General features: G+C 54.6%; 18 protein-coding genes. 11 read left to right on the top strand and 7 right to left on the bottom strand.

What is annotated here, in order from left to right:
• Positions 1-40 precede the first annotated feature (40 nt).
• The 5 genes from U8U68_RS05265 to U8U68_RS05245 all read left to right on the top strand — a co-directional run bounded on the left by U8U68_RS05265 (position 41) and on the right by U8U68_RS05245 (position 5,616).
• Positions 41-1,708, top strand: a complete 1,668-nt coding sequence (locus U8U68_RS05265) for a DAK2 domain-containing protein (protein WP_322199778.1) — start codon at positions 41-43, stop codon at positions 1,706-1,708.
• A 392-nt stretch (positions 1,709-2,100) separates the two neighbouring features.
• Entirely contained in the window at positions 2,101-2,511 is a 411-nt protein-coding gene (locus tag U8U68_RS05260; protein WP_322199777.1) for a BlaI/MecI/CopY family transcriptional regulator, read from the top strand.
• The gene (locus U8U68_RS05255) at positions 2,508-3,641 is read left to right on the top strand and encodes a M56 family metallopeptidase (protein ID WP_322199776.1); all 1,134 of its coding nucleotides are present in this window, start codon (positions 2,508-2,510) and stop codon (positions 3,639-3,641) included. Before U8U68_RS05260 ends, U8U68_RS05255 begins: the two co-directional genes overlap by 4 nt.
• Before the next feature lie 16 nt (positions 3,642-3,657).
• Positions 3,658-3,789, top strand: coding sequence for a hypothetical protein (locus tag U8U68_RS05250; RefSeq protein ID WP_322199775.1), 132 nt, complete (start codon positions 3,658-3,660; stop codon positions 3,787-3,789).
• A 153-nt stretch (positions 3,790-3,942) separates the two neighbouring features.
• On the top strand, positions 3,943-5,616 hold the full coding sequence (locus U8U68_RS05245; protein WP_322199774.1) for an ABC transporter ATP-binding protein: 1,674 nt from the start codon (positions 3,943-3,945) through the stop codon (positions 5,614-5,616).
• A gap of 576 nt (positions 5,617-6,192) precedes the next feature.
• Here U8U68_RS05245 and U8U68_RS05240 read toward each other — a convergent pair.
• Positions 6,193-7,014, bottom strand: a complete 822-nt coding sequence (locus tag U8U68_RS05240) for a sugar phosphate isomerase/epimerase family protein (protein WP_322199773.1) — start codon at positions 7,012-7,014, stop codon at positions 6,193-6,195.
• A gap of 375 nt (positions 7,015-7,389) precedes the next feature.
• Here U8U68_RS05240 and U8U68_RS05235 point away from each other — a divergent pair, with 375 nt between their 5' ends.
• The 5 genes from U8U68_RS05235 to U8U68_RS05215 all read left to right on the top strand — a co-directional run bounded on the left by U8U68_RS05235 (position 7,390) and on the right by U8U68_RS05215 (position 12,803).
• On the top strand, positions 7,390-8,754 hold the full coding sequence (locus U8U68_RS05235) for a MurT ligase domain-containing protein (RefSeq protein WP_322199772.1): 1,365 nt from the start codon (positions 7,390-7,392) through the stop codon (positions 8,752-8,754).
• Positions 8,751-9,455 (top strand): hypothetical protein, encoded by a 705-nt coding sequence (locus U8U68_RS05230; protein ID WP_322199771.1) that lies wholly within the window; start codon positions 8,751-8,753, stop codon positions 9,453-9,455. Before U8U68_RS05235 ends, U8U68_RS05230 begins: the two co-directional genes overlap by 4 nt.
• 381 nt (positions 9,456-9,836) lie before the next feature.
• Complete coding sequence (gene rlmD, locus U8U68_RS05225) at positions 9,837-11,339, top strand: 23S rRNA (uracil(1939)-C(5))-methyltransferase RlmD (RefSeq protein WP_322199770.1); 1,503 nt, start codon at positions 9,837-9,839, stop codon at positions 11,337-11,339.
• 3 nt (positions 11,340-11,342) lie between these two features.
• Positions 11,343-11,540, top strand: coding sequence for a hypothetical protein (locus U8U68_RS05220; protein WP_322199769.1), 198 nt, complete (start codon positions 11,343-11,345; stop codon positions 11,538-11,540).
• A gap of 72 nt (positions 11,541-11,612) precedes the next feature.
• Positions 11,613-12,803, top strand: a complete 1,191-nt coding sequence (locus tag U8U68_RS05215; protein ID WP_322199857.1) for a recombinase family protein — start codon at positions 11,613-11,615, stop codon at positions 12,801-12,803.
• 341 nt (positions 12,804-13,144) lie between these two features.
• On the opposite strand, the gene U8U68_RS05210 is transcribed toward U8U68_RS05215, so the two are convergent.
• Together U8U68_RS05210 and U8U68_RS05205 are read right to left on the bottom strand one after the other, a co-directional pair.
• On the bottom strand, positions 13,145-13,873 hold the full coding sequence (locus U8U68_RS05210) for a PHP domain-containing protein (protein ID WP_322199768.1): 729 nt from the start codon (positions 13,871-13,873) through the stop codon (positions 13,145-13,147).
• Between the two features lie 48 nt (positions 13,874-13,921).
• Positions 13,922-15,325 carry an MATE family efflux transporter gene (locus U8U68_RS05205; protein ID WP_322199767.1) on the bottom strand — a complete coding sequence of 468 codons (1,404 nt, stop codon included), beginning with the start codon at positions 15,323-15,325 and terminating at the stop codon, positions 13,922-13,924.
• Between the two features lie 508 nt (positions 15,326-15,833).
• On the opposite strand from U8U68_RS05205, the gene U8U68_RS05200 reads away from it, so the two are divergent.
• Entirely contained in the window at positions 15,834-15,980 is a 147-nt protein-coding gene (locus tag U8U68_RS05200) for a hypothetical protein (RefSeq protein WP_322199766.1), read from the top strand.
• A 415-nt stretch (positions 15,981-16,395) separates the two neighbouring features.
• On the opposite strand, the gene U8U68_RS05195 is transcribed toward U8U68_RS05200, so the two are convergent.
• From U8U68_RS05195 to U8U68_RS05180, 4 genes are all read right to left on the bottom strand, one after another.
• The gene (locus U8U68_RS05195) at positions 16,396-17,580 is read right to left on the bottom strand and encodes a DUF4317 domain-containing protein (protein WP_322199765.1); all 1,185 of its coding nucleotides are present in this window, start codon (positions 17,578-17,580) and stop codon (positions 16,396-16,398) included.
• 361 nt (positions 17,581-17,941) lie between these two features.
• Positions 17,942-19,078, bottom strand: coding sequence for a glycoside hydrolase family 27 protein (locus tag U8U68_RS05190; RefSeq protein ID WP_322199764.1), 1,137 nt, complete (start codon positions 19,076-19,078; stop codon positions 17,942-17,944).
• 29 nt (positions 19,079-19,107) lie between these two features.
• Positions 19,108-20,820: an extracellular solute-binding protein gene (locus U8U68_RS05185; RefSeq protein ID WP_322199763.1), complete on the bottom strand. Its 1,713-nt coding sequence runs from the start codon at positions 20,818-20,820 to the stop codon at positions 19,108-19,110.
• 65 nt (positions 20,821-20,885) lie between these two features.
• Positions 20,886-21,800: a carbohydrate ABC transporter permease gene (locus tag U8U68_RS05180; protein ID WP_322199762.1), complete on the bottom strand. Its 915-nt coding sequence runs from the start codon at positions 21,798-21,800 to the stop codon at positions 20,886-20,888.
• Between the last annotated feature and the right edge of the window lies 1 nt (position 21,801).

Below are 21,801 nucleotides of genomic sequence, written 5' to 3'. Positions count from 1 at the left end.
ATCCCCGGGCCGCGTACTCATGAAAAGGATGTGTTTCCCCATGATTCAAGGCGCTCAGCTGAAAAACGCCATTATCTCCGGATCCAACAATATTGCGAAATATAGAAAGCAGGTTAATGACCTGAACATTTTCCCTGTGCCCGACGGAGACACGGGGTCCAATATGTCCATGACCATCGGCGCGGCGGCACAGGAAGTGAAGTCCCTGCCCGATACCGCCTCTGCCGCCCAGGTGGCTAAAAAGGCCGGAGCAGCCATGCTGCGGGGGGCTAGGGGCAACTCTGGCGTAATACTCTCTCTGCTGTTTCGGGGCATTGCCAAGGGCCTGGAGGGCTTAGAGGAGCTGGGCGCCGAAGAGCTGGTGAAAGCCCTGGAGCTGGGTGTGGAAGAGGCCTATAAGGCCGTGACCCGCCCCACTGAGGGCACCATCCTGACCGTAGCCCGGGTGGCTGCCGAGCAGGGCCGGGAATCCCTCTCCCACGGAGCGGAAGAACCCGTTCAGGTGTGGGACACTGTGTGCGCCGGGGCGGCCGCCGCTTTGGAGGAGACTCCCGAGCTGCTGCCTGTGCTAAAGCGCGCCGGAGTGGTGGACGCCGGCGGCCAGGGCCTGTGCCTGATCTTCGAGGGGATGCTTAGCGTGTTCCGCAGCGGGATTATTCTGGAGTCCGGCCTGTCTGAAGAGGAACGGGCCCATGAGACCGAGGAATTCTTCCGCAGCGCTGCCGCGGAATTTGACAGCGAGATAAACTTCACCTACTGCACAGAGTTTATTGTGGGCCGGGACAAGGATGTTACCAAGGACCCCCTGGAGCTTCGGCTGTACCTGGAGACCATTGGCGACTGCGTACTGGTGGCGGACGACGAGGAGATTATTAAAGTGCATGTGCACACCGAAAACCCTGGCGACGCCCTACAGGCTGCTCTGAAATATGGCCAGCTGCTGACCGTGAAGATTGAGAACATGAAGGAACAGCACCGCCAGCTGAACCAAGGCGCGCCCCAGGCACAGGAAGCCCCCGCCGCCCTGGAGCCCCAGGAGCCCGTGGAAGAGCTGGGCTTTATCTCGGTGGCGGCAGGCGAAGGCTTGAAAAGCCTGTTTACCGAGCTGGGCTGCGCTGTGGTGGTTAGCGGCGGACAGACCATGAACCCCAGTACAGAGGATATCCTCAGCGCTGTGCTGGCCACCCCGGCCAAGAAAGTCTTTGTGCTGCCCAACAACAAAAACATCCTTATGGCCGCAGAGCAGACCATTCCCCTGGCCACGGACCGGGAGGTCATTGTACTGCCTACCAAGACCATTCCCCAGGGCATTGCCGCCATGCTGTCTTTTGACCCGGACGCCGGCGTGGAGGACAACCGCACCGCTATGCTGGACGCCGCCAGCCATGTGAGCACCGGCCTGGTCACTTTTGCTGCCCGAGACTCCGAGTTCGGCAGCGAGGCCATCCGTCACGGAGACATTCTGGGCCTGAAGAACGGCAAGCTCCATTATATAGAGAAGGACCCGGTGGCTACCTGTGTGCGGGTGGCCCGGTCTCTAAGCACAAAGCAGACCTCCTTCATCACCCTAATTTACGGCGAGGGCATTACCCCGGACCAGGCCCAGGAGGCCAAGCGCCTGCTGGCTGGCAAGGTTCACTCGGACGTAGAAATCAACCTGGTAAACGGCGGCCAGCCGGTTTACTACTTTATTATCTCTGTAGAATAAGGCAGATCTTCTAATAAACCATAACTTAGTACCACAGAAAAGAAGCTGCGGCGCAGCTTCTTTTTGTTTTTTTGGTGGACTGTGCGGAAACCGCAGCTTTTAGGGGATAAGTTCTACATTTATATAATACAGAGACATTGCGAAAACTCTTTTTTGATGAAAATTTCAATATTTTTATTAAAAACCACTTGACATCAAAAAAGCAATTTGATATACTGTACTTATTATAGAGGGACTTTTTTAACCTCTGTAATTTGGCGATTCATCTAAACCCCATTCCCAAAAATCCCCTTTATTTTAGCCCCTATAAACAAAGTATAATATATTTATAGCTATTATAAAGTGTGTTTCTGGGAAGCGACAAAATTGCAAAGAAAGGAGGGAAGTTAAATATGGAGCGCTTTGTTCTTTCCAGAACAGAAGAAAAGGTTATGACATTTCTTTGGGAGCAAGGAAAACCCCTTAGTGTCCCGGAAATGTTGGAGCTTTGGGACCACACCAATAAGACCTGGACGGTAAACTATATGCGGGCTATTCTTCGTTCGCTGGAAGAGAAAGAGGCGGTACGCTTTCATGACCTAAACCGGCGGGGCAGCCAGTATGCCCGGAGATTTATTCCTACCTACTCAAAAAAGGAATATTATACCGAACTGGCGAAGCGTAGCGGTGTCAGTATTAGTGATATTGTTCGCGTTGAAGCGGTGGCAATGACTCAAAAGGGCGACAAAGACGGCATGGATGATTTAATCCGGCAGTTGGAAGCGATCATCGAAGAATACCGTGTGAAGGATGATAACACATGAGTTTATCGTTCTTTTCCCTTGTGATGTCAGCGCTGTTCAGCACTTTCCTTGTTTTGGTAATTCACCTGCTGCGGACCAAAGATTTTTTCTTGAAAGCCTTTGGTCCTCACACGATTTTGCTTCTCTATGGGTTCACGCTTTTTCGGATGTTGCTTGCATGGGAGCCATCGTTTAGTACGCCCCTGGAAACCTATTTGGTCTATACCCATTTGTACAGGAGCGTTCGGAACGTAACGGTGGCGGCGGGCGGTTTTCGGTTCGCCTTCTTAGACTGTGTATGCGTCATCTGGCTCAGTATTTCCTTCATCCTGGCGGCTCGTTTCTTTTGGATGAACTTTACGTCTGTGCGCAAAGTGGTCCGGGGCTCAACCGATGGAGGTTCCGCTGCCTACCAGATGCTGGAGACCATTAAAAAAGAGACGCGGCGGCAGCCTTTTGTTCGTGTACGCATTTGTCCGGGCTTAGAAGGTCCCATGGGAATCGGATTAATCCGAAAGCGGATTTTTCTTCCAGACGAACCTTATACTAAACAGGAGCTGTACTATATCCTAAAGCATGAGTATACGCATTTTTGTAACCATGATTTACTCATCAAATATTTAGTGCGGCTGTTTGCTTCCTTGTTTTGGTGGAACCCAGCGGTGTATTTGCTGAAAAAGGATGTCTCTGAGTTAATCGAGATCCGGTGCGATATGACAGTGACGAAAGACTTCGACAGGAAAGAGCAGTTAGCGTATTTATTAACAATTGTTCGAATCTTAAAAGGCGGGCAGCCTCCCCAAGAAATGCCGCCGCATATGCTGGCCACCGGTCTTCTTAACAAAGAGCGGAAGATCCTTATGGAACGGTTTGATATGGTTATATCAAAGCGTCGGCTGGTGAGCAAATGGTGTCGGGGTGCGTTTTGGGCTTTGTTTTTTACGCTATTCTTTCTCTCTTATTGCTTCATACTGCAACCAGCGTATGATCCACCAAGGGAGGATATTTATACAGATAGTACTGTACACGAAATTACTGATGATGAATGGGAACTTATTATTCGTGATGATGGGAGCTATGTTCTTGTCGTCGACGATGGTAAAGAATTCGTTATTGATGAGGAATATGCACAACTCATTTTAAATCAATAATAGGAGGATTAGAAACATGTCTGGAATTATGCCACTGGCCGATGTAATTGTTGTAAAGAAGCGGATGTATCAGGGTAGGCCGCAAATACGCCGCTGGAATCAGACCCAGGGCTATTGGGTTGATCCCTACTGGATCGATATAACCTAAACATGTGTAGACGCAGCGTACATATTTTTGCATCCCTTAAGTATATGACCATAAGCCTATTATAGTGGGCTTATGGTCATATATCTATGTATGGCCCGCTATGAACCCAATGACAGAGAACGCCCCCAAATTTTCAGGAAGTAACGGATAAAAATGGAAAAACACATTATAAAAAGAATTCTCTCTTATCTGCGCCCCTTTAAAAAAGAATTCATTCTGGCCGGGCTGCTTTTGGCCGTTGCCACGGCCATTGGCTTTTTGCAGCCCCTGGTCATCCGGCAGATTACCGACGGCGGTATGCTGGCCCAAAACCTGCCGGAGCTTTTCTGGGGGGTGGCTGCCCTGGCCCTGCTGGTTTTACTGAACCAGGGGGCGGAAATGGCCCAGACCCGGCTTTTTGTAAATGTACACAACCGGTCCTATTACACCATTTTCCAAGAAGTTTTTCATAAGCTGCTGCGGCTGAGGAAATCCTACTTTGAGGACAAAAACAACGCCGAAATTCTTAGCTGCCTGCAAATGGACGTCTCCCAAGTGGCCTCTATCACAGACCGGTACACCGTGATGAGCGTGAGCTATGTGTTCCGCATTATCAGCGGGCTGGTGGGGCTGCTGATGATCAGCTGGAAGCTGACCTTAATTGTGCTGGCCATGGCGCCCCTAAAGGTTCTGCTGGTGCGCCGCCTTTCTGGAAAGCAGGAAAAGGCCATGGACCAGATGATTGAGAGCAGCCGGGACTTTTCCCAGTGGTTTGGCGATAACCTGGAGGGCATAGACGAAATTAAGCTGTGGAATCTTTTTGAAAGCCGGGACCAGGCCTTTCAGGCCAAGCAAAAAGGCGTATTGAAGCTGCAAAAGGACAGCGCGATAATTGACGCCTGGAACACCCTGTGGGAGACCCTGCTGGAATGGAGCGTCACCATTCTGCTGTACCTGGTGGGCGGCCTTCTCATCTGCCAGGGCGGGCTGACCATTGGCTCGGTGTTTGCCTTTGTGTCCTACTCTTGGTATGTAACAGGGCCTGTCTCTGCCCTGCTGAACCTGAAAATGTACTTTGCCCGCATTCTGCCCTCTGCCAAGCGGCTGTTCCGGTTTTTAGACATGGAGTCCGAGCAGGACCAGGGCAAGGACCAGCCAAAGGGCCGGGCTCTTGGCCTTCCTCCCCGGCTGGAGTTCAAGGACGTTGCCTTTTCCTACCAGGCAGACCGCCAAATTCTTCGGGGCGCCAGCTTCTGTGTGGAGCCAGGGGAAAAGGTAGCCATTGTTGGGGCAAACGGCAGCGGAAAGTCTACCATTCTAAACCTTCTGCTCAGGTTTTACACCCCGGATGCCGGAGAAATCACAGCGGATGGCGTGCCTGTTTCCCAGCTGTCCCTGGCCGGGTACCGTTCTCTCTTCTCTGTGGTAAGCCAGGAACCCTACCTGTTTTTAGGGGACATTGCCGGGAATATTGACCTTACCGGCCGGGCCCCGGCCGCGCGGGTTGCCGCAGCCATGGAGACCAGCGGCGTAACCGGCTACACCGCCCAGATGCCCCAGGGCGTGAACACCCAGATTGGCCGCAACGGCGCCCGGCTCTCTGGGGGAGAAAAGCAGAAGCTGGCCGTGGCCAGGGCTCTGCTGAAGAACGCGCCGGTGGTGATTCTAGACGAGGCCACCTCTGGCTTTGATGCGGAGTCGGACGCCTACCTGCACCAGGTGATCGTCAACCAGATGGCGGGCAAGTCTGTGGTTATGATCACCCACCACTATGAGCATCTGGAGGGCATGGATCGGGTCTACCGGCTGAAGGACGGGCTGATCTATGAGGAGGCCCGTACCCAATAAGAACGTTCCGCCCAGAATTCTCTGGGGAAAACCAACATGTATTTATTCACAGAGAACGTTAGGTTGGACGTTGGAACAAAGGCCCCACGGGCAGCATCCCTGGCTGCCCCCGGCAGGCCCGCGTCTTTGCGGCAGCCTATGAAGGGTTCCAAAAAAAGCCGCCGCGGTGGTGACCGGCATTCGCAAGGATTCCACAGCCTCGCACCAGCGACTTGTCCAAAAGCACCAGCCGCCCTTTATTCTCCCCTCCCATCCAGAGCTTTCCGCCATTTAGGCCTACGGTATTTGGCGGGAAAGAGAAAATTACGGGAAGCTGAGTATGGGCGTTGTGCGCTCCCTCTTTATAAGGGATGAAAATGGGCTTATTGAAACGGTCATGCCAAAAGTAATGGCAGATGCCAACGCGGCGGAGATCCCGGCCTATTTAGCCAAATAGCCAGGGCCCGTCTCTGGACACAAAAAAACTCGTAAGAGCTGCCTTTTTGCTCTTACGAGTTTTGCTTTCCAATTGTGCGGCGTCTCTGCCCTTCTTTCCGTAATCCGGCTGGACAGAGGAAAGATGATCTGGGCGAGCTATTACCAGCCCAGAGATTTCAGGTATTCGCGGCTCATCGTAATGGCCTGCATGGGCGTACGGCCAACCGACTGGTCCTGCTCCACCACCACCCACTGGGCCCCGGCCTCTACGGCGGCCTCCAGAATGGGTGGGAAGTCCTGCATACCGCTGCCTACTGGCCGGAACTCAAAGGTGCCGTGGCTCTCCTGCTCCTCCACGTCCGTGCCGATGAGCTGATACATGTTGGCGGGCTTGCCCTCTTTGTGGAAGTCTTTTAGATGCACCACCGGCGAACGGCCTGTGTACTTTTTAATATAAGCGGCTGGGTCCTCCCCAGCCACCTTGACCCAGCAGGTGTCCACCTCGGTTTGCAGCAGGTCGGCAGGGATGGAACTATAGATGTAGTCCAGCGCGTACTGGCCGTTGGGCATTTTGGCAAACTCAAAATCGTGGTTATGGTAAAGGGTCTGAATGCCGTGGGCCTTGCAGACCTTGGCAATCTCGCCGAAAACTTCTACGTTTTTCTCAAACTTTTCTCCACCGGGGCGGTCCTCTTCCGTCAGGTAGGGAATGGCGATAAACTTGACGCCGATCTCCTGATACTGGCTGACCACACCCTCCATGTCCGCCGCCAGCTCCTGGAAAGGCACATGGGCAGACAGCGGCACCAGGCCGGCCTCCTCAATAGCGGACTTGATTTGAGCGGGAGAAAGACCATATAGACCGGCCAGCTCCACGCCGTCGTAACCGATCTCTTTTATTTTCTTCATCGTGCCGGCAAAGTCGGCGGCCGCGTCATCCCGAACAGAGTAAACTTGAACGGCCACAGGCAAAGTTTTCATAATGAAGCGCCTCCTGAGAAAAGATTTTAGGGGTATAGTAGTATTGTATCGTAAAAAGGAGGACAAGTCAAGAGGCTGCGGAATGTCGGGTGTGTCCAAAGCGAAGAGTTTAAAAGCGAGGATCCGGCGAACAAATAGTAAAAGTTTCGTCCACCTTTTCAAAGGTGGTGGGGTTTTTAAGGGCAAAGCCCCTAAACCGCCAGAGGCCAAAATTTCGTCATAAACTCTTCTTTGTGGACACTCCCCGGAATGTCCGCCCTGCGGGGCGCATTACCGCCGCAATATGTTCCTTTCCGTTGGCGTTTCGCTACCCCTTGACTTGTCCCACCAGGAAAGATATAATTAGTTTTAGTCCCTCCCTGAAAGGAGCCCAGCATGAAAAGAAACTTCTCCTTCTATTTTGCCCTTTTTGTCTCCAAGCTCTCCATCCTGGCCCTGCGCCTAGTGGGCCGCAAGGGCACAAACTTGCCCGGCGGCTGCGCCATCTTTCTATGCAAAGACTTTTTGGGCCGCATGCCCCGCCCTAAGACCGTTATCGGCATTACGGGCACCAACGGCAAAACCACAGTGGCCAACATGGTGGAGGACGTGCTGGAGTATCATCACATCGACTTTGTCTGCAACCGCTCCGGCTCTAACGTGGACACCGGCGCAGCCTCGGCTCTTATTGCCAACTCCACTTTTTTGGGCAAACCCAAAAAAGACCTGGCTGTTTTTGAACTGGACGAGCGCAGCTCCAACCTGACCATGCCCTACATCAAGCCAGACCTGCTGCTTGTTACCAATATTTTCCGAGATTCTTACAAACGCAATGCTCACCCAGAGTTTATCGTGGATATTCTGGACCGCTTTGTGCCCGATGGCGTAAAGATGGTTCTGAACGCCGACGACCTAATGTGCGCTGGCCTAAAGCCCAAGAACCCCCGGGTGTATTTCTCGATCGATAAACAACCAGGCGATGTCCCCGAGGCCCATAACATTGTCCGGGATGTGCAGGCCTGCCCCCGCTGCGGCGGGCCCCTTACCTGGGACTTTATCCGCTATCACCACATTGGTCGAGCCAGCTGCCCTGCCTGCGGCTTTACCTCGCCCCAGGGGGACTACCGGGCTGTCTCTATGGAGGACGGACATTTGCACATGCTGGTAAAAGGGACAAAAAATAGCTTTCCCCTGCCGAACCAGAGTACCATCAACGTGTACAACGCTCTTTCGGCCATTGCCCTGCTGTGCGAATACGGCCTATCTCCTCAGCAGACCGCTGCCGCCATGGAACACATGACCTTAAGCGAGACTAGGTACCTGGAAGAAGAAGTGGGCGGGCGCAAGATCATCCTCCACCTGGCCAAGGGCCAAAACCCAGTGGCCTGCTCCCGGGCTTTTGAAAACATCCGGGACTACCCTGGCAACAAGGCTGCCATCCTCTTTTTGGACGACTACTTCGACGCTGCCCACACAGTGGAAAATACCGCCTGGTTCTTTGACGCGGATTTCGAGTTTTTAGCAGACCCCTCTGTGACCCAGATCGTGGTGGCCGGGGCCAGGCACTGGGACGTATACCTGCGGCTGCTCATGGCTGGGGCTGACCCAAAGCGAATGGACCACATGGCAGACACCGCTGGGGCCGCCGCCGCCCTGCGGCCAGCGGACGCTGTGTTTATCTTATATGACGTGTACACCATCGGCCTGGCCAACCGGACGAAGGACCAGGTAAAAGAGCAATGGAAGGGGGCCGGGCAATGACCATCGAGGTGTTATTTCCCCAGTACTGCAACCTGTTCGGGGACCTGTTCAATGTAAAATACTTGGAAAAATGCCTGCCAGAGGCCCAGCGGATAGACACGCCTCTGGGCGGTGATCCGGTGTTCTTGCAGGAGGAGCCGGCCCTGATCTACATGGGGCCCATGAGCGAACGCTCCCAGCAACGGGTCATAGAAACGCTGCTGCCTTACCGCCAGCGGCTGGAAGAGCTGATACAGGGCGGCACGGCCTTTTTACTGACTGGCAACGCCCTGGAGGTGCTGGGAAATTATATTGAAAACGAGGACGGTTCCCGGCTGGAGGGACTGGGCCTGCTGCCCCTCTTTGCCCGGCGGGACATGATGCACCGGCACAACAGCGTGTTTCTGGGAAATTTCCAGGGAGAAAAGATTACGGGGTTCAAGTCCCAGTTCACCATGGCCTGGCCCCAGGAAGATATAAACGGTCTTTTTGCAGTGGAAAAGGGCACAGGCCTGCACCCAAGCTGTCCTTTTGAGGGGCTGCGGGTGGGCAACCTATTCGCTACCTACCTTCTGGGACCCATTCTGCCGCTAAACCCCGGACTGGCCCGGGCTGTGCTGGGGGCCATGGGGGCCGGCCATGCGCCCTTGGCCTTTGAGAAAGAGGTAGAGGCCGCATACCAGCAGCGGCTGCGAGATTTTGAAGAAAAAGTAAGGGCCTAGAACCAGCCCCTGGCAAAATGCCCGAGATTTTCCACGAAAAAAGGAAAAGGACCGGCAAAAACCGGCCCTTTCCTTCTTTTGGGGAGGAGTTGTATTGAAATTGCGTCCCAGACGCAAGCTTGTAGTCGACAAATTCCACTAGAAATCCCTTTAATTCACCTTTATTTTACACGATTATACAATGAAAAGTCAACTGATTAAAGGATATTTTTGTCAAATCTCCTTTTTGATTAATTCACACAAATAAACCGGATTCTTTTTTGTAAGAAAAGCATAATTTGTCACCCTGATTTTCCGCAGAACTTGTGTCAGTGAACAAAACAATCATAAAAAGACAGTGTTCCTGAATGGTCTATTCAAGAAAGATGGAGGAGCTGCTTAATGAGTCTGGCCAAAAACCAAATGATCGAATTAGCATTTACCGGCATGACTGCCCAGGGCGCGGCTGTGGGACGCTGGCAAGGAGAGGCCGTCTTTGTCCCCCTGGGCGCACCGGGGGACCAGGCCTTGGTCAAAATCACCAAGGCCGCCAAAAACCATGCCTATGGCCGGCTGGAAAAGCTGCTTAGCCCCTCTCCCTGCCGGGTAGAACCAGATTGTCCCGTGTTTCAAAAATGCGGGGGATGCTGTTTCCGGCACATCCGCTATGAAACAGAACTGGAAATCAAAACCCAACGGGTACGAGATGCTCTGGACCGTATTGGTGGCTTTTCCCAGCTGCCCCTGCTGCCCATTGTGCCGGCCGGACCTCTTGCGGACAGCCCCGCCTGCCCAAGCCGCTCCGGTTACCGCAATAAAGCCATTTTGCCTTTGGGAGCCGGCCCAGACGGAGAACTTGTCATGGGCTTTTACGCCCCAAATTCCCACCGTATTATCGATTGCCGCCACTGCCTTCTGCATCCAGAGGAATTCCATCTGGCTATGGAGGCCTTTCGCCAGTGGGCCCAGCGCTGGGGGGATTCGGTTTATCACGAGGCTGCTCATAAGGGCCGGATGCGGCGGCTTTTTCTGCGCAAAGCCCAGGAAACCGGCCAGGTGATGGCCTGTGTGGTGGTAAACGGCAACGGCCTGCACCATGAGGCGGAACTAGCCCAGGCCCTGCGCCAGGCAGTGCCTGGGTTTGCCGGGCTGGTAATTAACAGCAACCAAGAGCGGACCAACGTGGCTTTGGGCAAAAAATGCCGCACAGCCTGGGGACGGGGAAGCATCACCGACCGGCTGTGCGGGCTGGAATTTGAAATCTCGCCCCTGTCCTTTTACCAGGTGAACCGAACCCAGGCCGAACGTCTCTATTACCTGGCCGCAGAGTACGCGGGGTTAAAGGGCAGCGGGCTGCTGCTGGATTTGTATTGCGGAACAGGAACCATTGGGCTGTCCATGGCAAAAAGCGCGGGACGGCTCATTGGGGTAGAAGTAGTGCCCCAGGCCGTAGAAGACGCCCGGAAAAACGCCCAGCGAAACGGCATAGATAACGCGGAGTTTCTTTGTGCCGACGCGGCCCAAGCTGCCAGAGAGCTGGCCCGGCGGGGAGAACGGCCGGAAGTGGTGGTTCTGGACCCGCCCCGTAAGGGCTGCGGCCAAGAACTCATAGATGCAACGGTTTCTATGGGCCCCCAGCGGGTGGTATATATATCCTGTGACCCAGCCACGCTGGCCCGGGACCTGAAAATTTTTGCTCAACTGGGCTATCCTCCGCAAGAGGCCCGGGCCGTGGATATGTTCCCGGGGACCGGGCATGTTGAGACGGTTGTACTACTTTCCCACAAAAAACCTGATAGCGTAATCAACGTAAAAGTGGAGTTTGGCGAGGGTGAGGGTAAAGTACCGCTTGATAATATCGCCAAGAGAGCCGCAGCATACAAGCCGAAAGAGCGAGTTACATAGAAGATGATTAAGGAATACATAGAAGCGAAGTATGGCTTCAAAGTACATACCGCATATATCGCAGAGGTAAAAAGGGAGTTAGGATTGCCGATGTATGATGCCCCTAATGCGGTAGAAGAATTGAAACAGCCGAGGAAACATCCGACGGCGGAGAAAGCGGAAGCGATTAAAGATGCTTTGAAACATTTTGAGGTTATCTGATAATCATAAGCGTATCATTAGAACGATTATTACGCAAAGGACACCAGCAAGAAAATCCGTGCCGTTGTGAAAATGCGCGGGGAGGCCGGGGAACATATTGCCAGCAACCCGCCTTATGGATATGTGAAAGACCCACAGAATAAAAAGAAATGGATTGTGGACGAAGAAGCGGCAAAGGTGGTACGGCGTATCTTTGACCTGTGCATTGCGGGGAAAGGCCCCATGCAGATTGCAAAAATCCTGACAGCGAGCAAGGTGTTGACGGTTACGGCTTATAACGCAAAACAAAAGGGATGGGCAATGCCGGATAACCTGTACCAGTGGTGTTCCAAATCTGTCACCACAATATTGGAGAGAACGGAATACACTGGCTGTACCGTCAACTTCAAGACCTATACCAAATCCTTGAAATTCAAAAAGCGTATGGTGAATCCGAAAGAAAAACAGCGGATATTTGAGGACACACAGCCGGCAATCATTGAACGCGGGCAGTGGGAACGGGTGCAGGAATTACGGACAAACAAACGCCGACCGACAAAGACAGGGAAAACAAGTATTTTTTCCGGCCTTGTCTATTGTGCCGACTGCGGTGCAAAACTCTATTACTGCACCTGCAATACCTACAAAGATGATTCACAGAATCATTTTGTATGTTCCAATTACAAGAGCAACACAGGTTCCTGCCAGATTCATTATATCCGGGAGGTCACGCTTTATAAGAGGGTTCTGGAATGTATTCAGGGAACGCTGTCCTATGTACAGCTGTTCCGGGATGATTTCACGCAGGAAATGCTGGCGCAGGACGAAGCCAGCCGGAAAGCGGAGCTGACGCAGAAGCGAAAAGCCCTCTCCGGGGCACAGAAGCGTATGGAAGATTTGGACAAGATTATCCAAAGACTTTATGAGGATTCCGTTCTGGGTAAGTTGAGTGACCTCCGTTTTCAAAAACTTTCGGCGCAGTATGAAACGGAACAGGCGGAGATTCAGAGACTTGCTTCCTCATTGGAACAAGAAATTGAAAATGAGACGGAACAGATTGCCGATGTGGGGCGCTTTCTCCAGCTTGCAGACCGGTATTCCGACTTGCAGGAACTTGATGCTTCCACCGTAAATGAGCTGATTGACAGGATCGTAATTCACAGCCCGGAGAGAATCGGCGGGAGAAAGCATGTCACCATTGAAATTTATTTTACTTATGTGGGGAAAATCCGTATTCCGCTTTATAAACCGGATATACCTGCAGGTACAGAAAAACCGGCGTAACCTTTCGCTACGCCGGTTTTACCGGAAAATTCATTTACTTCCTTATGGGTGTCCGCCTAAACGCGGCTCTCTCTTTCTATTCCAGAAGGGTATCGTAAACGCACTTAAGGCAATACCGCACAATTCTAAGTACCGTATTGGGCAGTCAGATTTTTCTTCAGAGTGTACAGATTGAGCGCCGTCCATCTCACCATTGACCAGCGAAAGCTGTGCGCTATCACGGAAAATCTGCAAGCAAGACGGTGCTTTGAATGGTGCGGGGTTGCCTTAAAAATCGGTACATACCAATTTTCAAGCAGAATGGCCCGTGCACTATAAGGGCAAGCATTGCAAGGCCTTTATCAGCCCAAACAGCACCGCAGCTCCCCGTCTATATAAATCCCATACTCCCCGCCGCGCAGCTCCGCTACCAGCTGGGCGCTGGTTTTTACCCGCCGCTTCAGGGCAATGCCCGCCTGGCCTATGGCGTCCCCGGTCCGGCTGTGCTCGTCCCCGCCGGATGTGGCCAAAAGCCCCTGGGCCCGGGCCAGCTCCTGGGCCTGGGCGTTCTCCTGGGGGGAGTTGTAAAAGTTATAGACCTCCACCGCGTCCAGGTACTCTGGCTGGGGCTTCACCTTCTGGTTGATATAGGGCCTGTTCCGGTATGGGTGGGCCATAGAGAGAAATCCCCCCGCCCCATGAACCAGCCGGGCATATTCGGAGAGAGGCAGCAGGTGGATGTCTGGATGGGCTACCAGAAATTCCAGGCCAATGCCATAGGTTAGCACCTCTTTGCCATCGCCATAGTAGTGCTCAATGCCAAAGTGGACGTCAAAGTCCTTGTCCTGGGCCCAGCGGGCGGCAGCCTCATAGGCCTGCCAGTAGCGCTCCATCTGCTCCCGCCAGGGCAGCAGCCGGTCCACACAGCTGTTGCCCCGCAGAAAGTGGTCGGTAATAATCATCCCCGCATAGCCCTGCTCATAGTAGGCCCGGGCCATGCTCTGGGGGGTGTCATGGGCGCAGGCGCTGCACCAGCAGGTGTGGCAGTGGGTCTCGTAACGATACGGATATTTTTCTTTCAGTTCATTCATAATACTGTGTTGCCTCTTTTTCAGATAATATAGGGCGGGCCCCGCCGGTTACCCGGCGGCGTTCACCACGTTCTTGGCCCAAATGCCGGACTTCAGCATGATTCCGGCAATCAGGCCCTTTAGGATATTGTCTGCACAGTGCACGAAAAAGACCACCCAGGGCAGGCTTAGGCCCGTGTGGTAGCTAAGCACCCAGGCAAGGGGCAGGCACACCACCCAGGTAAACACGCAGTCAAACAAAAAGGTGATAAAGGTGCGCCCGCCGGAGCGGATGGTAAAGTAGGCGCAGTTTACAAAGGCGGAAAAGGGCAGAAACGCGCCGGAAAGCAGCAGCAGCTGGGTGGCCAGCTGGCGCACAGCAGACTCGGTATTATAGATATAGGGGATAAAGGGTGCGCTGGCCATAAACAGGCCGCCCATCACCACATTCACCGCCACAGAAAAGGCAATGAGCTTGCGGGTGGTATCTTTTGCACGCTCCATCTCATTGGCGCCCAGCTGCTGCCCCACCATAATGGACACCGCGTTACCCATGGACATCATAATCAGGGAAAACAGGTTAAAGGCAGTTCCGTTAATATTCCCGGCAGCCACAGCCCCCAGGCCCCGGGAGGCGTAGCAGGCCTGAATCATGGACATCCCCACAGACCACAGGCCCTCGTTCAGCATCAGGGGCATGCCGGTAATAGTAATGCGCCGCACCAGGGGCAGGGGCACCCCCAGGCTTTTAAAGGCCCCTTGGAAAAAGGGAAAGCGCTTTTTGTGCCGAAAACACTCTACCAGCAGGTAGAGCATTTCCACATACCGGGCAATCACCGTGGCCAAAGCGGCGCCCGCCACGCCCATTTTGGGAAAGCCCAGGCTGCCGAAAATGAGCAGGTAGTTCAGCGCCAGGTTGACAAAGATGGAGATAATGCTGGCCACCATGGGAATCACCGTCTCGCCGGTCTCCCGCAGCAGGCTGGAAAAGCAGCTGGCCACAGCAAAGGGAAGCAGTCCCCACAGGGTGACCAGCATATAGCTGTTGGCATGGGCCAGGGTCTCGCCAATTTCCTGGGGCGTGGCGGCCCCGCTGTGCAGGAAGAGCCTGAAGAACCCCTCCCCAAAAAAGTACAGCACCCCAATACCCGCCACAGAAAATCCCAACGCAAAGTACAGTCGGAAGCGCAAAGTGTAGCGCAGGCCCTCAAAGTCCCGCTTACCGTAGTACTGGGCCCCAAAAATGGAGGCCCCGGACATACCGCCAAAAATGGTGAGGTTAAAGATGAACACGATCTGGTTTACAATGGCCACCCCAGACATGGGAATGGTGCCCAGGCGGCCCACCATGACGTTATCCAGCAGGTTTACAAACTGGGTAATGCCCTGCTGCACCACCATGGGGATGATAAGCGCCACCACAGAAAGGTAAAACGCCTTGGTGCCAATGTATCTAGTCTTGATGGATGACAAAAAACATCCTCCTTTTAAGCAGCGCAAGCGCTGCACCTTTAATCGCGGAGTCGCGCAAAGCTACGCGCTCCCTGGATGGTAAGGGCTCGCTTAGCCAGCGCGTTCCTCTGGGCGCTTCCGGCGTTGCCCGACCCTTTTTTTTCTTTAGCCAATACGGGCTCCCTGCCTTCGGCCCTGTCCGCGCTGGCTGGGCTAAAAGTTTACACCGGCAAGTGAGCCGGAGCGAACGCCCCCGTGACTAACGATGCAACGCTTGCGTTGCCCGGCCCCTTCTTTTTTGCTTTAGCCAATACGGGCCCCTGCCTTCGGCCCTGTCCGCGCTGGCTGGGCTAAAAGTTTACACCGGCAAGTGAGCCGGAGCGAACGCCCCCGTGACTAACGATGCAACGCTTGCGTTGCCCGCGACGAATACTCCTGCTCTTGCGCTGCACCTGCGAAAATGGCCCTTGACCTTCTCTTGGTTTTCAGTTACAATAGTAATTAGAATATAGCAAAGGAGGCCCGCGATATGGGAATGACCGACTTACAGTTTAAAAGCTTTTTAAAAGGGATTCTTCGCTGGCTTGAAGAAGCAAAGAATCAAGATACCAAAGAAGGAATTCTAAAGACTCTGGAAAAGTTAGAGCGTGACCTGCGGGAGGACCTACAAGGCTAGCGGGCCAGCACACACCATCTATTTCCGGGCGGGGCAACCCGCCTTTTTTCTTTTTTACAGCAGCGCAAGCGCTGCACCTTTAATCGCGGAGTCGCGCAAAGCTACGCGCTCCCTGGATGGTAAGGGCTAGCTTAGCCAGCGCGTTCCTCTGGGCGCTTCCGGCGTTGCCCGACCCCTTTTTTTCTTTAGCCAATACGGGCCCCTGACTTCGGCCCTGTCCGCGCTGGCTGGGCTAAAAGTTTACACCGGCAAGTGAGCCGGAGCGAACGCCCCCGTGACTAACGATGCAACGCTTGCGTTGCCCGGCCCCTTCTTTTTTGCTTTAGCCAATACGGGCCCCTGCCTTCGGCCCTGTCCGCGCTGGCTGGGCTAAAAGTTTACACCGGCAAGTGAGCCGGAGCGAACGCCCCCGCGACTAACGATGCAACGCTTGCGTTGCCCGCGACGAATACTCCTGCTCTTGCGATGGATTTTCTTGGTCAAACCGCACGTTTACTCCGTTCACTTCCACGTCCCCCTCTACCCGCACCAAAATGTACTTGCGCCCGTCAATAAGCCGGGTCTCCACCAGGTCCCCGCAGTCTGGGGACACCTTAATGGTCACGTCCGGGGTGCGCACCGTAAAGCTCTTGGTGTCTATCAGGTTTTGGGGATTTGCCGCGCCCCCAAAGGCTTCTTCGTATTTTTCCTCAAAGGCCTGGGCCTTTTCTTCCTCCACACCGCAGGCCTCCAGCACCCCTCGCAGGGCCCTTTTGCTAATGGCCAGGGGTTCTGGGTTTTTGCTGGTCTTGTGCTCCTCCACCATTTCGCTAAGCCGCCCGTGCACCTCTTGCACCACATTATAGCAGCAGGCCTCCCCCAGGGACTCGGCCAAAATCTCCTTAAAAGTCTCCTGCTGCAAATCCGCCGGCATGGGGGGCTCGGTGCGGAATATGCCCTGTACAAACTCCGGGTGGCTCTGGTCGGTTTTGCGGGTATAGTACAGGGCGTTATAGATATTGGCGCTCCGGTCGTCAAAGGCTGGGAACAAAAACCCCAGCTCTGGCGGAGAAATAAGCCAGTCCACGTCTCTGCTGCAAATAACGCTGTCTGGCACATTATAGCGCAGGGCGGGCTTGGTCTCCTTTATAGGACAAATGCTGCACACCATGTAGCTGTACACATCGCAAGAGCCGTCCGGGTTGGGCGCGCCGTCGCCCGTGCGGTAGGGCACGTCATAAGAGTCCGCTGCCAGCAGAATGAGATAAGGCCCTTCCATTTCCAGGCACTCAATGACCCGCTGGCAAAAGGCCTGCACCATGCCCTCATCCTTTAGGGCCGAGCTCCGCAGGGCCATCAGCATCCGGTGCTCGTCGCTGTCTACCACCTGCTGGGTCTCAAAGACAATATCGTTCAGCTGCTTGCCCAAAGCGCCGGTTAGGCTGCGCTTGAGCACCGAAAGAATGCTTTCCACCTCTTCCTGGGGCGCGGAGGCCAAGGACTGGTTGAAGGTTGAAATAATTTCCCGCTGGGCGTTTACATAGCAGCCGTGCACCTGGGTAATGTTGCTCCGTTCCGGCTGAAAACGGCGGCGAATTTCTGCCACTTCTTTTTCATTCATTAGGGGTCTGCCTCCCTTGTTACAAGAATCATGCCCCTTATTGTACCCCAGAATGAAAAAAAAGGCAAGCTTTCTCTTTCATGTTCTGGGCCCCTGGCCGCGCCCTTTCTTTTTCCGGATGGAGAAGGCCAATATAGTTAAGGCAACACTGCGCAATACGGTACTTAGAATTGTGCGGTATTGCCTTAACACAGTTCAAAAGCGGTAGAATACCTTTTTTGAACCAGACGACATAGCCGCCCAGCTTGAAAATTGGTGCATACCGATTTTCAAGTGTGTTTACTATAAAAGAACCCGCCCCAAAGCCAAAGCCTGGGGGCGGGTTCCTCTGTTAAGGAGGGAAAACTCTCTATTTTAAAAATTACCCAATCTTTTGGAGCTTGGCCCGATACACCGCGCAGCCGTGGGCTGGGGCTGGGGCCATGATGATCTCCTGCTTTACTGGCAGGGCCTCGCCGGTAAACACATCTGTGAGCTGTAGACCGTAGCCGCTGTGCAGGGGGATGCCCAGCTGTTCCAGGTATACAGGCACACGACCGTCGGTCTCGCCCATATTGAAGAAGCCTAGGGCGTAGTCGCCGTCTGAGAGCAGCTTAAACAGGGCAAAGCGCTCCTGCTTGCTGTCCCAGGGCAAAAACTGGGGCGGGCGGCAGTCCGGGTCCTGGTTAAACCGGATCAGCTCGGGGTTTGTCACCAGCTTTTTGGTGGCCTCGCTCATGGAGCGCAGGTCGCTGCCCAGCATCAGCGGCACCCCAAACAGGCACCACAGGGCAAACTCGCTGGCATACTCGGCGTCGGTGCAGGCGTCCTCTGTGGCCACGTTGCCCTTGCCGTACATGCCGCAGGTGAGCATGTCCATGTCGTTCCAGCAGCCAGAGGCCGAGGCGCCCAGTTTTGGGATCTGGCTCATGGCAATTTTCCGAAAAGACTCGAAGCTGTCCTCAATGTCCCCGGTGGAGCGGTACAGGTGGGCCCCCGCGCTGCGGGCCCAGGACCACACGTCGTCCCGGCCCCAGTTACACATGGAGAACACAATATCCCGGCCGCAGGCCCGCAGAGCCAGGCCCATGCGGCGGTACAGCAGTTCGCCGTCGAACACACTGGGCTTAAAGCAGTAGTCGTACTTTAGATAATCGCAGCCAAACTCGGCAAAGGTCTGGGCGTCCAAATACTCGTGCTCAAAGCTGCCCGGATAGTTGGCGCAGGTGCGCACCCCGGCGCAGGAGTACATGCCAAACTTCAGGCCCTTGCTGTGTACATAGTCGCTGACAGCCTTCATGCCGTTGGGAAACTTCTCCTTGTCCGGAACAATCTTCCCGGTGGCAGGGTCCCGCTCTTTTTCAGACCAGCAGTCGTCAATGACCAAGTACTCATAGCCAGCTTTTAGCAGGCCGCTTTCCACCATCACGTCCGCGGTCTCGCGGATGAGCTGGTCGTTTATATTTTCCCCAAACGTATTCCAAGTGTTCCACCCCATGGGAGGAGATGTTAAAATCATGGTTTTGCCCTCCTGTTATCCAAAAATTCTTATTTTTGCTGAAGTTTATACTGCTCGGTGTACCACTGGTTCAGTCCGGCCTCGTTGCACTCGTTCTCTACCCGGCCAATGAACTCGTTGTACAGGCTCTTCACCTCTTCGGCGCTGGCGGCAAAGGCCCACTTGATATTGTACTCGGAGACCAGAGAGGTGATGGACTGGTAGGTAACCGACTCGTCGCTGCCAGCGGGCAGGCTGAACACCAGGGCGTCGTCATAGCGCACCTTGGGCGCGTACCACTGGTTCATCTGCTTCATCAGGTCTGTGGGCATACACTCGGCAGTACTGCCCAGAATGGTGTTTCCGTTTACAAAGGCGCCGTAGAAGCCCAGGCCGCTCTTCTTTTCAGTACCGCTCCAATCCGCGTTGCGGGCGTCCTGGAAGCCCTCGAAATAGGTGATCTTCTGGCCCCATTCCCCATCTTCCTCGCTAAAGCAGTGGGGGCCGTTTACCACGTCGCCAGACCAGCCGTCGGCCTGGTTGCCCTCAACGCCCCAGTACATGGTGCGGGCGCCGATCTCGCTGCTGCCGTACTCCAGCCAGCGCATGGCCGCGTCCTTGTGCTCGGACTTCTCGGAGATGCCAAAGCGGATATAGCCCGCGTTAGAGCGCACAGCCTCGTAGGTGTCCCAGGGCTGCATGGGGTAGTAGGTGGTGTCGGGGTTGTCGGCGGGCACCTTGCCGGTCTCGCCCACGGTCCACAGGTAAGAGGCCACTTCGCCGGCCAGGGACTTGGCGTCCTTCTCGGTGTCGCCGTCCACAAAGCTGTCCTCGGTCATCAGGCCCTCGCGGACCATCTCGTTTACCCACAGGTACATATCCAGGTAGCGGGGGTCCCGGTAAGAACCGGAAACCGTGCCGTCCTCTGCCACATAGTAGGAGCAGGGCCCAAACAGCCAGCGCAGGTAGCTGGGGCCGTTCTGGGTGTTGCCGCCCGTGTAGAAGGGAATGGTGTCCGGGTGCTTTGCCTTAATCTCTTTGCAGGCCTCCAGGAACTTCTGGGGGGTGGTAATTTCGGGGCTGCCGATTTCTTGCAGGTAGTCCTGGCGCATCAGGATGACGGGCTGGTTGGTGGTCACCAGCCAGTTGTGCTCCTCCAGCCATTTCAGGGTTTCGCTGGTGTTCCAGCAGCTGACCAGATACCGCACGGTGCCGTCGTCCTGGCGGTTGAAGTCCGCCAGCTCGGGGTCGATCAGTTCGCTAAAGTACTTGGGGGCATACTCGCTGGCCACTGCCTCCAGGTCGGCCAGCTGGCCCTGCTGCACCATGGTGGCCCAGTTTGCCCGGCCATACCAGGAGGTAACCACGTCCGGCAAGTCGTCCGAGGCAATGAGCAGAGAGAGCTTTGTGTCATCGTCGGTTACAGGGGCCACGCACTCAAAGGAAATGCCGGTCTCTTCCGTAATCTTTTTGGAAACAGGGTCCTCGCCCCATTTTTCCCACATGGTGCCCGGGTCCTCTACATAGATGCTGATGGTAACGGGCTCGTTTTTATGCTCCTCAAAGGCGTAGCCGCCGGTGGGGGCCTCTTCGCCGCCCGCGCTGCTTTCGGGCACGGAGCTTTCTGGGGTGCTGCTCTCTGGGGCAGAGCTGCCGGGCGTGGAAGAACTGGGTGTGGAAGAGCTCCCAGCGTCGCCGCCGCAGGCCGAGAGAACCATGGCCAGGGCAAGCAGCAGGCATAGGGTTTTCAGTACCTTTTTCATTTTTCGTCCATCCTTTACTGTAATTTTTCTAAAACCACGGGCCAGGCCCGGGCAGAAGAACAAGATTAGGCCTTAATAGCTCCCACCATAACGCCCTTGACAAAGTATTTTTGCACAAAGGGGTAAACGCACATAACGGGCACAATGGAGACCAACAGGGTGGCATAGCGGATAGAGGCCGTGGTGGGGCCCGCGTGGTGCCCCCCGCCCACGCCAGCGTCCGCCGCGTTCTGCATGGCTTTTTGGGCTGCCTGTGAGGCGCTGATGAGCTTCATTAAAATGGTGGACATGGGCATCAGTTTTTGGTCATTGACAAAGTAAGCGGCCGTGTACCAGTCGTTCCAGGCGCCCACGCCCACATACAGGCTGATGGTGGCCAGAATAGGGGCTGACAGGGGAATGATAATCCGCACCAGAATGCGGAACTCCCCCGCGCCGTCCAGCTTGGCGGACTCTACCAAAGACTCTGGAATTTCCCGGAAAAAGGCCATGCACAAAAGCATATTGTACACGCTAAGCAGGCTGGGGATGATGTACACCCAGAAGGTATCCAGCAGGCCAATAGCCCGGTAGAGCAGGTAGGTGGGAATTACACCGCCGCCAAAGTACATGGTGACCATGGCAATAATGGAGTAGACCCGGCGGCCCACCAGCTCCTTTTTGGTCAGGGCATAGGCGGTCAGCGCGGTAAAGGACACCCCTGTGACCACCGCCATCGCGGTGCGCGCCACACTGACCATGAAGCTGTTTACCAGCAGGGAATCATTGATTACAGCCCGGAAGTTGTCCAGGGTGAACTCCACCGGCCAAAAATAAATTTGGTGGGCCAGGGCGGCGTTGCCGTCGGAAAATGCGTAAATAAAGCAGTAGTAAATGGGATATACCGTAAACACCAGGGTAAAAATGCCGACAAATACAGCGAGGGCGTTTACAAACTTGTCCTCCCGGGTCAAGCGGATGGCCATACCAGTATGTTTCATT

It is taken from the genome of Acutalibacter intestini (assembly GCF_034334985.1).
GTDB classification, from domain to species: domain Bacteria; phylum Bacillota; class Clostridia; order Oscillospirales; family Acutalibacteraceae; genus Acutalibacter; species Acutalibacter intestini.
Note: the sequence above shows the minus strand (reverse complement) of the source record. Positions and strands in the feature narration are given on the sequence as shown.